Here is a 13,009-nt window from a genome sequence, read left to right as displayed (position 1 = left end):
TCCGGGGCGACGGAGCTCGGGTCAGACCCCGCTCAGGACGGCGTGCGTGGACACCCGCAGGTCGGCCCGACGGATTTCGAGTACCTGGCCGTAGGGCAGCACCTGCCAACCGTCCCCCGCCCCTATGCCACTGGACGCCACCACCACGCTGTCCTGGCGGGCCCGGTACCACAGCGGGAAGAAGTCCGGGCCGCGCCGCCGGCTGGCCTCCGACTCGGGGTCCTCCTCCGCGTACGCGTACAGGGCGTCCTGGGTGAGCAGGAGGCAGTTGAGGCTGCTGAAGGAGGCGTGGGCGCGTACGTCGGCGGCGGTGCGGGCGATGGCGTCCACCGGGTCGGGGTCGGTGCTGCGCAGCCGGGTGAGTACCCGGAGGAAGAAGCGTTCGGAGTCGGTGCTGCCGACGCCTCCCCTGAGGATCTCGGCGTCGATGAGGCCGTCCAGGGCGTGCTCCGGGGAGAAGCCGCCGTTGTGTGCGAAGGCGAGGGTTCCGGCGGTGAAGGGGTGGGTGTTGCCCGGGGTCACGGGAAGGCCCGGGGATGCCTTGCGCAGGTGGAGCAGTGCGGCGTCGGTGGCAGGTGACAAGGCCTGCGCGTAGGCCTTGCTGGCGTGCGCGGGTGAGGTGTCCTTGGCGACCGAGAGTTCACCGTCCCGCCAGGCGGCGACACCCCAGCCGTCGGCATGCTCGCAGGAGAGCGCGGTGAAGGGGTCGAGCAGTCCGGAGAGCGTGTCGGTCAGTGGCCGGGGGCCACGGGAGACGACGCCGAGCAGGCGGCACATGCCGAAAAGGGCCTTTCGTCGGTGCGGGTGGGTGGGGCGTCGGCCGCGATGGGCGGCGCGGTGTCGATGGGCGGCGCGGTGTCACAGCCGGCGTTCGAGCCAGCTCGCGGTCTTCGACAGCGAGGCGTTGACCAGGATGAAGACGGCCGCCACGACCAGGTAGGAGGAGAGCACGGTGTGGTAGTACTCGCCCAGCACCTGCGAGCGGTGCAGCAGTTCCAGGTAACTGACCACGTAGCCGAGCGCGGAGTCCTTGAGCAGCCGCACGAGCTGGCTGACCAGCGCTGGGACCAGCCGCCGCACCGCCTGCGGCAGCACCACCCAGCGCATGGACTGCCAGTAGGTCATTCCCAGGCTCTCCGCTGCCTCGCCCTGGCCCCGGTCCAGCGCGCCCACACCGGCCCGGATCAGTTCCGCGACAACGGCGGCGTTGGTCAGCGCGATCGGCACCACCAGCTGCCAGAACGGCGGCAGGGTCAGACCGAGCCTCGGCAGGCCGAAGAGGAACAGGTACAGCAGCAGGAGCAGCGGCATCGCCCGGAAGAACTCCACGTACCCGCGAGCGAGGGCGCGCGGGATCGCGTGGCGGCTGAGCCGGAGGAGGGCCAGCAGCCCGCCCACGGGGAAGGCGAGGGCCGCGCAGACGGCGGTGACCAGCAGGGTGTTCTCCGCGCCGGTCAGCAGGTAGTTGATGATGGGCCACTCGGCGTACATCTGCCACTGGTCGGCGGCCAGCTGGCCGTTGACGTCGAACTGGTGCCAGACGAAAGCCGCGAGGGCGGCCAGCGCCAGCAGCGAGATGCCGCCGGCGATGCGGATCCGGCGCCTGCCGCGCGGCCCGGGCGCGTCGAAGAGCAGGTCGTCATGTGGGCTGCTGCCGGCACTCGTCACCGGATCGCCAACTTCCGCTCGATGCGGCCGGCGACCAGGCCGGCCGTCAGGGTGATGGCCACGTATATCGCCGAGATGACAGCGAAGGAGGTGATCGGGGCGTCCGCCAGGTTCGCCTGGTTCTCGTACCAGGTGGTGATCTCAGGGACTCCTGCGGCTGCGGCCAGCGAGCTGGAGAGCGCCACTCCGATGAAGACGTTCCCCAGCGGCTGCACCATGGCGCGCAGCGCCTGCGGCAGCACCACCTGGCCGAGGATCTGGCCGAAGGTCAGCCCGAGTGCTCGCGCCGCCTCGACCTGTCCGCGTGGGACGGTACGCACGCCGCTGCGGACCACCTCGCAGACGAATGCCGCCCAGTACAGCGCCATGGCCAGCACGGCGTTGGCGAACAGCGGGACGAGCAGGCCCACATCGGGCAGTCCGAAGGTGAACAGCACCAGCAGCACCAGCAGCGGCACGTTGCGGAAGACCGTGACGTAGGCGGTGGCGGCGGCGCGCAGCGGCAGCACCGGACTGATCCGGCAGACCGCCAGCAGCACGCCGAGCGCCAGCGCTCCGGTGAACGCCAGCCCGATCAGCCCGAGCGTCAGCAGCAGGCCGTGTCCCAGGGAACTCCACTCCACGTCAGGTCTCCCTCGGCCTCAGCTGCCGGCTGCGGAGCCGATGACGGGCGGGGTCGGGGCCGGGCCGCCGAGTGTGGTGCCGATGGTGGCCTGCCACAGCTTGGCCCACTCGCCGTCCGCCTCGATCTTCTTCAGCCAGTCGTCCACGAAGGTCTTCATCGCGGGCGAGTTCAGTGGCAGGCCGATGCCGTAGGGCTCGGCGGTGAAGGGCTGACCGACGACCTTGACCTTCGTGGGCTCGCTGTAGGCGTCGCCGAGCAGCAGGGCCTGGTCGAGCACGTACGCGTCCGCGCGGCCCTGCTCGACTGCGTTCACGCACTCGGAGTTCTGGTCGAACAGGACCAGCTTGGCGGAGGGCGCGTACTTCTTGATGTCCGCCGCGGCCGTGGAGCTGGACTCGGTGCAGACGGTCTTGCCGTTGAGGTCGGCGACGTCGGTGATGGAGGTGTCCGACTTCTTCACCAGAATGGCGTCGCCGGAGGAGTAGTACGGTCCGGCGAAGGCAACCTTGGTGGCCCGCTTGGGGGTGATGGTGTAGGTCGCGAAGACGGCGTCCACCGTGCCGTTCTGCAGCAGGGCCTCACGGGTGGCGACCTGTACCTGGACCAGCTTCACCTTGGGCTGGCCGGTGATGTACTTGGCCAGCATGGCGGCGAGGCCCGCGTCGAAGCCGGTGGTCCGACCGCTCACCGGGTCGGTGAGGGAGAAGAGCGCCGAGGTGTCGGTACCGCCCTCGACGAGTTCGCCGCGCGCTTTGATCGTCGCCATCAGGCTGCCGGCCGGGATGTCGGAGGCGGCGGCGACCGGGGCTGCGTCGATCACCTGCTGGTAGGAGAGGCTGCCGCTGCCGCCCGCAGTGCTGCTGGCCCCGGGGGCGGGGGGCAGTGACGACGAGGAGCCGGAGCTGCAGGCCGTCATGACCGCAGCGGTGGTGACGGCCAGGGCCACTCCGGTCAGGGTGCGCCGGGATGCGGTCGTTCTCATCTGGGGGTCCTCCAAAGGGTTGGGCGGGTTGGGCGGGTTCGGTGACTCAAGGCGTTCAGTGACTCAAGGCGTTCAGTGACTCAAGGCGTTCAGTGGCTGAGGATCTTGGACAGGAAGTCCCGGGCCCGGTCGGTGCGCGGGCGGGCGAAGAACTCCTCGGGCGGGGCGGTCTCCACGATCCGGCCGGCGTCCAGGAAGACGACCCGGTCGGCGGCGCGGCGTGCGAAGCCCATCTCGTGCGTGACTACGAGCATCGTCATTCCCTCCGCGGCGAGCTCCGCCATCACGTCGATGACCTCTTTGATCATCTCCGGGTCGAGCGCCGAAGTCGGCTCGTCGAAGAGCAGCAACCGGGGTTCCATCGCCAACGCCCGGGCGATCGCCACCCGTTGCTGCTGGCCTCCGGACAGCTGCGACGGATAGGCGTCCGCCTTGTCGGCCAGGCCGACCCGGTCGAGCAGTTCCCTTCCCCGTTCATCGGCCCGGGCCCGGGTCAGACCCTTCACCCGGACCGGAGCCATGGTGATGTTCTGCAGCGCGGTCCGGTGGCCGAAGAGGTTGAACGACTGGAAGACCATGCCCACCTGCGAGCGGATCCGGGCCAGTTCGCGCCCCTCCACCGGCACCGGTACGCCGTCCAGGCTGATCTCCCCGGAGTCCGGGGTCTCCAGCCGGTTGACGCAGCGGATCAGTGTCGACTTGCCTGAGCCGGAGGCGCCGAGCAGCACCACGACCTCGCCCGAGCGGACCTCCAGGTCGATGTCATGGAGCGCCCGGTGCGCGCCGAAGGACTTGTTGACGCCGGTCAGCCGGAGCAGGACCTCGTTCGCGGACTCTGTGGGCACCCAGTGAGCATGGCGAGAATCGATCCATAGGTCCAATGAAGGTTTTCTCGATGATTCATAGAACTCTCTTATGTATCCCCCTATGCTGGCCGCATGTACGATCCCCGACAGCTGCAGGTCCTCACCGAGGTGGCCCGGACCGGGAGCTACACCGCCGCAGCCGAAGCCCTCGGCTACACCCAGCCGGCGGTGAGCTACCAGATGCGCACCCTGGAACGGTCCGTGGGCGCCCCGCTGACCACCAGGCAAGGACGCGGCATCCGGCTCACCGCAGCGGGACAGGCGCTCGCCCGACACGCCGAGTCGGTACTGGCCGCACTGCGCATCGCAGAGGACGAGCTGGCATCGCTGATCACGACGGGAGGCGGCCAGGTCCGGCTGTCCGCGTTCCAGAGCGGATGCGTCGGGCTCGTACCCTCCGCGCTGGGCGCCCTGCGGCGCACCCACCCCGAACTGGAGGTGGTGCTGACGCAGACCGAGTGCGCGACTTCGCAACGGCTGGTGCTCACCGGAGAAGTCGACCTCGCCGTGATGTGCGACCTCGACGAGACGTCCGCCGGCGAGCACGGCGTGGAACCCCCGGACCCACGGCTGCACCGCGTCCCGCTGCTCACGGACCGGCGGTGCGTGCTGCTGCCCGCCGACCACCCCGCAGCCACCTCGTCCGCCGTCGCCCTGGCCGATCTCGCTGACGAGCACTGGGTCCTGGAGTCCAGCCGCCCCCACTTCATGGCGGCCTGCCAGGAAGCCGGGTTCCGCCCACGCATCGCCGCCACCTCGGACGACCAGTTGACCATCCACGCCCTGGTCGCCAACCGGATCGGGCTCGCCCCCATGAACGAGCTCGGCGTCGCCGCCCACACCGATCCCCGGGTGGTGGCACGGCCGCTGCGAGGGTGGCCGCGCCGGCGGATCTTCGCCCTGCTCTGGCCCGACCAGACCCGGGTCGCCCCGGTCGCGGCGCTGCTGGGCGCCCTGCGATCGGCGGGGCGGGCACTGGCCACCGTTGAGCCCGGCTTGCGGGTGCCGCCCGATCGCTGACCGCCTGGCCTCCCCGAGCCCGGCGGGCGGCGCGGGCCGCCCGCCGGGGAGCTGAACCGGCAGGCGCCCACGGCGGTGCCGTGGACCGAACGGCGACGGGGCCGGGGACCGGCGCGGGGGCTGATGCTCCGTCTCCGGTCCCCGGCCACGGTCGACGCAGGGTGGTCAACGCGTCAACGCAGGGTCGGGTCGGCCTTCTGCGCCAGTTGCAGCGCCTGCTGCGGGAACCAGGCTCCCGCGGCCGGGTCGTCGATGCCCCACAGCGGGTCGAACAGGGCCTGACTCGCGGCGGTGGTGGGCCATCCGGGCTGGGTGTAGGCGGTGTAGTCCCAGGCGCGTACGCCGAGTGCGGAGTCGCACTGCCCGTCGGACTGTCCGGGCGTCTTGATCCACAAGTAGGCGTCGAGCAGCGGCACGCCGGTGTCGGCGGTCGGGCGCAGGCCCAGGCCGGCGCCGGAGGGGTTGCACCAGTTGCCCGCGAAGAGCGCGGACGTCACCGAGGAGGGCTGGTCGTAGGGTGCGGCGGCGTACGTCTGCATGTTGTTCGCCCCCTGGCCGTTGCGGCTGCTGTCGATCACGAAGTGGGTGTCGGCGACCGCGTCGCCCATGTTCTGCTGGTACCAGGCGGTGGTCAGCGCCCAGGTCGAGGGGTCGTCCACGGTCGCCGGGTAGTACTGGCCGGCGCAGTCGCTCTCCTTTCCGTAGGCCCAGTTGGCCGGGTCGGTGCTCATCGCGATGCAGTCCGAGACCCAGGTGCCGTAGGTGGTGAGCGCGGCGTCGCTCTGGTAGTTGGAGACGTTGAGGAAGAAGCCCTGGGTGTGCTGGACGCCGGCCTCCAGCAGGCGCTGGGTGATGTTGCCGACGGCCTGCCAGTGGCTGTTGGTGCCGTCGAGGTAGACGCCGGTGTGCGGCCCGGCCTCCAGCGCGGTGGCGGCGTAGCCGACCTCGGCGATGCGCTGGGCGTCCGTGAAGGGGTAGCTGCCGGATCCGGAGACGGCGCAGTCGGAGGGCATGTTGCCCAGGGCGTCCGGTTCGACGATCACCACGACGTGGGCGTTGCCGATGGCCTTGGCGACGGCGGAGATCCAGGCGTCGTAGGCGGTCTGGTCCGCGGCGCCGCCCGCGGAGTACTCGGCGCAGTCGCGCCCGGGGATGTCGTAGGCCACCAGGACCGGCACCGCGCGTTCCCGCGCGGCCTCGGCCAGCGTCGTACGGACCTGGCGGGCGACCTGGGCGGGGGTGCCGCCGGTGAGCCAGACCGCCTGCGGGGTCGCCTCCATCCTCGCGAGCAGGGCCGCGTCCGCCAGGTCGCCCTTCCTGGCGAGCCGGACGATCTGCTGCACCGAACCGGAGGCGGGCGGCGGGGTGAAGAACCTGGTGTCGGCGGGCAGCGCGCGGCCACCGCCGGCGGGGGCCGCAGCGGCGGCCGTGTCGGCCGCGGCCACCGCCGGTGCGGCGGCCAGCGCCGCGGTGGCCAACGTGAGTGCGGCCAGCGTGAGTGCGGCCAGCGCGCGGGCGAGCGGGTGATGTTTCCTGGGCACGGGTCCTTCTTCCTGACGGGTGCGCCCGCGCGGGTGCGCGGGCACGCGTGGGGCAGCGGTGGCCGTCGGTCAGTAGCCGTAGACGAGGTCGTAGGCGAGCTGCGGGTCGAACTGGCCGGCGGGGCTGGTGCTGGTGCCGCAGTCGCCGTCCGACTCACCGGGCGTCTTGATCCACAGCAGCATCTCGGCGCCGCCGCCCTGCTGGTCACCGGCGCCGAGCTTGGCACCGGCCGGGTTGCACCAGGCGCCGTCGGAGCCGTTGCCGTTGCGGCTGGTGTCGACGACGAAGGGCTTGGTGTAGCCGTACCAGGCGCTGAGGTCCGCGTTGACGGCGTTGCCGTACGCGACGTTCTGGGCGGTGGTGTAGAAGTTGGAGACGTTGAGGGAGAAGCCGTGCGCCTGGCGCAGTCCGGCCGAGTTGAGGTAGCCGGCCATGGTCGCGGCCGACAGCCAGCCGGGGTTGCCCGCGTCCAGGTAGACCCAGGTGTTCGGGGCCTGGTCGGTGAACTGGGTGATGGCGTTGGACAGCAGGCCGTCGCGGTCGCTGATCTGGGCCGAGGTCATGCAGCTCTCGTCGGCGACCGCGTCCGGTTCCAGCACCACCAGGGCCGGACGGGCGGCGATGCCCCCTGCGAAGGCGCCGATCCAGCTGTCGTAGGCGGCGTCGGAGGAAGCGCCGCCGGAGGACTGGCCGGCGCACACATCGCGGTCGGGGATGTTGTACGCGACCAGCACCGGCAGCTTCCCGGCGTTCGCCGCGGCCCCGACGTAGGCGCCGGTGGCGGTCCCGATCACCCCGCTGGACCCGGTGAACCAGTCGGCCGAGGGCTGCGAGGCGATGGCGGACTCGATGGCGGCGGTGCGACCGTCGGTCGGGTGCGCCGCGGCCCACTGCGCGGCGCTGTTGCCGGGATCGACGTAGAACCCGTTGGTCATGCCGACCGGGTTGCCGGCGGCGTAGGCGGCCGGAGCACCGTTCAGACCTACGGCGGTCAGGGCGCTCGCGGTGAGCAGGGCAAGGGCGAGCAGGCGTCTCTGCATGTGGATCGTTCCCTTCACACGGGTGGGTGGCCGGGCGCCGCCGAGTGCGGCGCTTCCCTCGATCCCCCAGCGGCGAGGGATTATCGGAAGCGCTTCCGGTAGCGTCCGGCGGGTGAGATCTGGACGGGATCGTGGCCCCACTACTCTGACCTGTCAAGACTTTGAACCATTATCGGAAGGCAGCCACTGCCGGTCCGCCGATGAGCCGATGGAAACGCTGCATGATCGGAAGCGCTTCCGGTCACCGTTCGGCACCGCTACGATGCTCCATGACGTGATGTCCGGGAGAAGGGACCGACCCGCTGATGGGCACAGAGGCCAGACGGCGTCCGACTCTGGACGAGGTCGCGTTGCGGGCGGGCGTCTCGCGTTCGGTGGCCTCCCGGGTGATCAACGACCGGGACGCCAGCCGCAATGCCCGTGAGGCGGTGCACAAGGCGGTGCGGGAACTGGGATACGTGCCCAATCCCACCGCCCGGGCGCTGGCCACCCAGCAGGCCGGGTCCGTGCTGCTCGCCGTCTCGCACGACGACCCGGAGCTCTTCGCGGATCCCTTCTTCGCCCAGGTGATCGTGGGAATCAACGCGGCACTGGAGAAGACCGACCTGGTGCTGATGCTGCTGCTGGCCGACACCGACCACGGCCGGGCGCGCCTGGAGCGCGTGCTGCGCTCCCGCCGCGCGGACGGCATCATGCTGCTCAACCTGCACGGCGACGACCCGCTGTACCACCTCGCACAGCAGCTCGACCTGCCCGTCGTCCTCGGCGGACGCCCCCTGCGCGGCGAACCCGCCTGGTACGTCGACGCCGACAACCGCGGCGGCGCCCGGCTGGCGACCGAGCACCTGATCGCCTCCGGACGCCGCAGGATCGCCGCCATCACCGGCCGCGAGGACACCCAGGTCGGGGCCGCCCGGTACCAGGGCTACCGGGAGGCCATGGCCGTGGCGGGGCTCGACCACACCCGCGTCGAACCCGCGGACTTCACCGAAGCCGGCGGCGCGCAGGCGATGGCCCGGTTGCTCGATCGGCGGCCCGATCTGGACGCGGTGTTCGCGGCATCGGACATGATGGCCGCAGGCGCCCTGCGCACGCTGACGGCCGCAGGCCGGTCGGTGCCCGGCGACGTCGCGGTCGTCGGTTTCGACGACCTGCCGTTCGCCCGGCGCACCGACCCCCCGCTGACCACCGTGCACCAGCCGGTCCAGGACCTGGGCCGGGAGATGGCCAAGATGCTGATCTCCCTGATGGCCGGCGAGCACCCCAGCCCGCTGATCCTCCCCACCCATCTGGTCCTGCGCGCCTCGGCCCCCTGAGCAGCTTCACGGTCGCGGGCTGGTGCGCCGCCGATGGGCGGCGGCCCCGGGGCGGCGATCGAGTCAGTCGCCCGCCGTGATGGCGCGTTCGACGGCATCGGCGGCGCCCTGTTGGCCGGCGGCGTCGGGGTGCAGCGGCGCACCGCCCGCCGTGGGGATCAGGGGTTCGATCCAGCGGGTGGCGGCGGCGGAGCAGGCGTCGTGGCCCAGGGAGGCGGCGTAGGTGTCGACATAGGTGTCTCCGGCGGCCGTGGCCTGCTGCTGGAGTGCGCTGTTGAGCCGGACCTCGGCGCTGTTGAGGTAGGCGGCGTCGCCTGTGGTGACGCCGAGGACGTGCGCGCACGCGGCGCCGTCGGTGGCGGGCAGCAGGTCGGGGTAGCCGACGACGTAGACGCGGGCGTGCGGGGCGAGTCGGTGGATGCGGGTGAGCGCGGCGGCGAGCCGGGTGGAGGCGGCCCGGATCCGCTGTTGGATCCGGTCGGTGCCGTCGGCCGTGTAGTACGCGCGGCAGGGCGCGTCCTCGTCGGTGGTGCGGCCCAGCCGGTCGAGGAGGGCGCCGATCGCGTCGAGGGCGATGCAGCGGGTGAGGATGCCGGTGAAGTCGAGGTCGTTGCCGCCGATGCCGACGGTGACCAGTGCGGTCCCGGCGGTCAGTGCGGAGAGTTGGGCCGGGTTGGCGCCGCCCGTCGTGGACTGCGGCCCGGTCAGGTCGGCGATGGTCGCGCCGCTGCAGCTGGCGTCGTGGACCAGGTCCGCGTCGAGCCCGAGGTACCGGGCCACGAGCGCGGGATAGTTGCGGCTCGAACGCCCGCATCCGGCCGGGGTGCCCACCTGGTCGGGGATGCCGGTTCCGGAGGTGTAGGAGTCCCCGAGCGCGACGTAGGGGCCGTGCGGTTCCGGTGTCGGCACGAGCCGGGAGTGCGGGTCCGAACAGGCCGACAGCAGCAGTGTGGCCGCCAGGGGCAGCGTGGTCAGCGCCCGGCGGAACCGGCGGCGCCGAACGGCAGGCGTCGTTCGGTCCTGCTTCGGCTGTAGCGGGGCGTCGCGGTTGGCCATGGGGGGTTCGCCCTTCGGTGAGTGCGTGGTCGGCCGCTCCGGGTCGCGCACGGGCGCGGTGGCGGTGGGCGACCCGGAGCGCGGCACACGTCCACGAGCCGGCGTGACGGCCGCGAACTGCCGCTCCGGCCACGACGCTATCCGCGCGGTGCGACGGCGTGATTCCTCCTCAGGGAGGAAGCTCCGGCGTTCAGCGGGCGGGGTTCCTCCCTTCGGCCGAGGTCGGCGCGGACCCGGTGCTCCTAGCGTCGTCGGCATGAGCGAAACGAGAAGCGCGTGATCGAGGCGCGGGGACTGACGAAGGTCTACGGCGGCAGGACCGCGGTGGACGGGATCGACTTCCGGGTCGAGCCGGGGCTGGTCACCGGATTCCTCGGGCCGAACGGAGCCGGCAAGTCGACCACCATGCGGATGGTCCTCGGCCTCGACCTGCCGTCCGCCGGGTCGGTCACCGTGGACGGGCGCCGCTACCAGGGCACGGTCTGGCCGCTGCACGAGGTCGGCGCGCTGCTGGATGCGCGCGCCGTGCACCCCGGCCGGTCCGCCTACAACCATCTGCGCAGCCTGGCCGCCGCCAACGGGATCGCCCGGGGACGGGTCGACGAGGTGCTCGACCTGGTCGGGCTGGCGTCCGTGGCGCGGAGGCGGGTCGGCGGGTTCTCCTTGGGCATGTCGCAGCGGCTGGGCATCGCCGGGGCGCTGCTGGGCGATCCGGGCACGCTGCTGTTCGACGAACCGGTCAACGGCCTGGACCCGGACGGCATCCTGTGGATCAGGACGCTGATGCGGAAGCTGGCCGCCGAAGGCCGCACGGTCCTGGTCTCCAGCCATCTGATGAGCGAGATGGCGCTGACCGCCGACCACCTGCTCGTCATCGGACGCGGGCGGCTGCTGGCCGACACGCCGTTGGCGGAGCTGATCGCCCGGCACTCCGCCGAGCGGGTCGAGGTCCGTGCGTCCGACCCGCAGCGGATGGCCGCCGACCTGCGTGCCGCCGGGGCGGAGGTCACCGTGGAGCCGGACGGGAGACTGGGCGTCGCGGGGCTCGACTCGGTGCAGATCGGCGAACTGGCCGCCGCACGCGGCCATGTGCTGCACCAACTGCACGATGTGACAGCCTCTTTGGAGGAGGCCTACTTCCGGCTGACCGGTGCCAGCGTCGAGTACCGGGCTCCGCAGCCGGTGGCCCAAGAGAGCAGGGCGGCATGAGCGCCCAATCCGGGAGCGCCCAATCCGGGAGCGCCCAGCCCGCGAGCGGGCGAGGGCTCGGCGTCCGGTTCCGGGCCACCGCCGGCAGCGAGTGGATCAAGTTCCGCTCGCTGCGCTCGGGGCCGGCCTCGCTGCTGGCCGCGGCCGTGCTGGTACTGGTCGGCGCCTGGCTGCTGACCTGGGGCTACCGCAGCGACTGGGGGCGGATGTCGGCAGCGGACCGGACGTCGTTCGACCCCGTGTACACCAGCCTGCGCGGCATCGAGCTGGCCCAACTCCTGGTCGGTGCGCTCGGGGTCACGACCGTGACCGGCGAGTACACCAGCGGCCTGGTCCGCGGCACGTTCGTGGCGACGCCCCAGCGGGTCCAGGTACTGGCGGTGCAGGCGGCGGTGTTCACGGCGGTCGTGTGGACCTGGTGCACGGCGCTCTCGTTCGCCGCGCTGCTGCTCGGCCAGGGCCTGCTGACCGGGCCGGTGCCGCATGTCGGGCTGGGCGACCCGGGTGTGCTGACGGCGGCCTTCGGTGGCGGGCTGTACCTGACCCTGGTCGGGCTGTTCGGCCTGTTCACCGGTCTCCTGGTGCGCCGGACCCCGGCCGCCTTGGCCGTGCTGTTCGGCATCCTGACGGTCGCTCCGCTGATCGCCTCGATGCTGCCGGGCCGGCTCGGCGCCAACCTGGCGGAGTTCATACCGGGGAGCGCCGGCGAGCAGGCCTGGAAGCTGCCGCACACCGGCCCCTACACGCTCGGCCCCTGGCAGGGCCTCGGCGTCCTGGCCGCCTGTGTGGCGGCGACGGCTGCGGCCGGGTTGGTCCTGCTGCGACGGAGGGACGTGTGATGGGACGGGTGAGGTCCGGGACACCGGCGCCGACGAGGGCGGGGCTTCCGGCGCCGCCGCCCCCGGCGATGCGGGTGCGGGCCGTGCTGAGCGCTGAATGGATCAAGCTGCGGTCGCTGCGGTCGGTGCCGGTGACACTGGTCCTGGCTGCGGTCTTCTGCATCGGCCTGGCGGACCTGGTCTGTTCGAACTACGCCGCGAACTGGTCGGCGTTCAGTGCCGCGAAGCGGGCCGCCTTCGACCCGCTCGACGTCAACTTCGGCTTCGTGCAGATCGGGGCGGTGTTCTTCGGGGCGCTGGGCGCGCTGGTGGTCACCAACGAGTACGGCAACGGCCTGATCCGGGCCACCTTCGCGGCGACGCCGCAGCGGGTGCTGGTCCTGGCAGCCAAGGCGGCCCTGCTCGGCCTGGTCGCCCTGTCCGGGTCGGCCGCCATCTGCGGCGCGGCCTTCCTCACCGGCCAGGGCGAACTCTCCGGCCGGGTGCCGAGCGTGGGTCCGGGCGCTCCGGGCGTGCTCGCCCATGTCGTCGGGGCCGTCCTCTACCTGACCGCGGCCGGCCTGATCGGGCTGCTCATCGGCGTCCTGGCCCGCGGCTCGGCGCTCGCCGTGTCCGGCGTGTTCGGGGTCCTGCTGGTGCTCCCGACCATGGTCGACAGTCTTCCGCAGGGGGCGGTGTGGCGGCACACCGTCCCGTACCTGCCGTCCAATCTCGGCGCCGCGCTCTGGCACACCCACAGCGGCGGTCTGGTCGCTCCGACCACCGCCGCGATCCTGCTGCCGGTCTACCTGGTCGTCCTGGGCGCGGCCGCCGTGGCCCGACTGCGCGGCACGGATGCCTGACGCG

13 protein-coding genes are annotated in these 13,009 nt (G+C 72.0%); 5 read left to right on the top strand and 8 right to left on the bottom strand.

Translation table 11 applies throughout. The annotated features are described in order from the left end of the window. Window positions 1-21: 21 nt before the first annotated feature. The 5 genes from BS75_RS40435 to BS75_RS40415 all read right to left on the bottom strand — a co-directional run bounded on the left by BS75_RS40435 (window position 22) and on the right by BS75_RS40415 (window position 4,120). Window positions 22-777 (bottom strand): class II glutamine amidotransferase, encoded by a 756-nt coding sequence (locus BS75_RS40435; protein ID WP_034091769.1) that lies wholly within the window; start codon window positions 775-777, stop codon window positions 22-24. Between the two features lie 81 nt (window positions 778-858). Further along, on the bottom strand, window positions 859-1,668 hold the full coding sequence (locus tag BS75_RS40430; protein ID WP_042438012.1) for an amino acid ABC transporter permease: 810 nt from the start codon (window positions 1,666-1,668) through the stop codon (window positions 859-861). Then, entirely contained in the window at window positions 1,665-2,291 is a 627-nt protein-coding gene (locus BS75_RS40425; protein WP_042438011.1) for an amino acid ABC transporter permease, read from the bottom strand. The genes BS75_RS40430 and BS75_RS40425 overlap by 4 nt, the downstream gene beginning before the upstream one ends. 18 nt (window positions 2,292-2,309) lie before the next feature. After that, on the bottom strand, window positions 2,310-3,275 hold the full coding sequence (locus tag BS75_RS40420) for a glutamate ABC transporter substrate-binding protein (RefSeq protein ID WP_034091768.1): 966 nt from the start codon (window positions 3,273-3,275) through the stop codon (window positions 2,310-2,312). A gap of 89 nt (window positions 3,276-3,364) precedes the next feature. After that, a complete protein-coding gene (locus BS75_RS40415) occupies window positions 3,365-4,120 on the bottom strand; it encodes an amino acid ABC transporter ATP-binding protein (RefSeq protein WP_034091767.1) in 756 nt (251 codons plus the stop codon). Between the two features lie 93 nt (window positions 4,121-4,213). Between BS75_RS40415 and BS75_RS40410 the strand changes: the two genes are divergently transcribed. Beyond that, the gene (locus tag BS75_RS40410) at window positions 4,214-5,161 is read left to right on the top strand and encodes a LysR family transcriptional regulator (RefSeq protein ID WP_034091766.1); all 948 of its coding nucleotides are present in this window, start codon (window positions 4,214-4,216) and stop codon (window positions 5,159-5,161) included. A gap of 173 nt (window positions 5,162-5,334) precedes the next feature. Here the strand turns inward: BS75_RS40410 and BS75_RS40405 are convergent, their stop codons facing one another. Both BS75_RS40405 and BS75_RS40400 read right to left on the bottom strand, forming a co-directional pair. Continuing rightward, window positions 5,335-6,702: a glycoside hydrolase family 6 protein gene (locus BS75_RS40405; RefSeq protein ID WP_042438008.1), complete on the bottom strand. Its 1,368-nt coding sequence runs from the start codon at window positions 6,700-6,702 to the stop codon at window positions 5,335-5,337. Between the two features lie 69 nt (window positions 6,703-6,771). Next, on the bottom strand, window positions 6,772-7,743 hold the full coding sequence (locus BS75_RS40400; RefSeq protein ID WP_034091765.1) for a glycoside hydrolase family 6 protein: 972 nt from the start codon (window positions 7,741-7,743) through the stop codon (window positions 6,772-6,774). 305 nt (window positions 7,744-8,048) lie between these two features. Between BS75_RS40400 and BS75_RS40395 the strand changes: the two genes are divergently transcribed. After that, window positions 8,049-9,059: a LacI family DNA-binding transcriptional regulator gene (locus tag BS75_RS40395; RefSeq protein ID WP_034091764.1), complete on the top strand. Its 1,011-nt coding sequence runs from the start codon at window positions 8,049-8,051 to the stop codon at window positions 9,057-9,059. Window positions 9,060-9,122: 63 nt separating this feature from the next. On the opposite strand, the gene BS75_RS40390 is transcribed toward BS75_RS40395, so the two are convergent. After that, window positions 9,123-10,115 carry an SGNH/GDSL hydrolase family protein gene (locus BS75_RS40390; RefSeq protein ID WP_042438047.1) on the bottom strand — a complete coding sequence of 331 codons (993 nt, stop codon included), beginning with the start codon at window positions 10,113-10,115 and terminating at the stop codon, window positions 9,123-9,125. Between the two features lie 276 nt (window positions 10,116-10,391). Between BS75_RS40390 and BS75_RS40385 the strand changes: the two genes are divergently transcribed. The 3 genes from BS75_RS40385 to BS75_RS40375 all read left to right on the top strand — a co-directional run bounded on the left by BS75_RS40385 (window position 10,392) and on the right by BS75_RS40375 (window position 13,005). Then, a complete protein-coding gene (locus BS75_RS40385; RefSeq protein ID WP_034091763.1) occupies window positions 10,392-11,324 on the top strand; it encodes an ABC transporter ATP-binding protein in 933 nt (310 codons plus the stop codon). Beyond that, window positions 11,321-12,163, top strand: a complete 843-nt coding sequence (locus BS75_RS40380; RefSeq protein ID WP_052070368.1) for a hypothetical protein — start codon at window positions 11,321-11,323, stop codon at window positions 12,161-12,163. Before BS75_RS40385 ends, BS75_RS40380 begins: the two co-directional genes overlap by 4 nt. Before the next feature lie 83 nt (window positions 12,164-12,246). Next, window positions 12,247-13,005 (top strand): ABC transporter permease, encoded by a 759-nt coding sequence (locus BS75_RS40375; RefSeq protein ID WP_152645855.1) that lies wholly within the window; start codon window positions 12,247-12,249, stop codon window positions 13,003-13,005. Window positions 13,006-13,009: the final 4 nt, after the last annotated feature.

It is taken from the genome of Streptacidiphilus albus JL83 (genome assembly GCF_000744705.1).
Taxonomy (GTDB): Bacteria; Actinomycetota; Actinomycetes; order Streptomycetales; family Streptomycetaceae; genus Streptacidiphilus; species Streptacidiphilus albus.
Note: the sequence above shows the minus strand (reverse complement) of the source record. Positions and strands in the feature narration are given on the sequence as shown.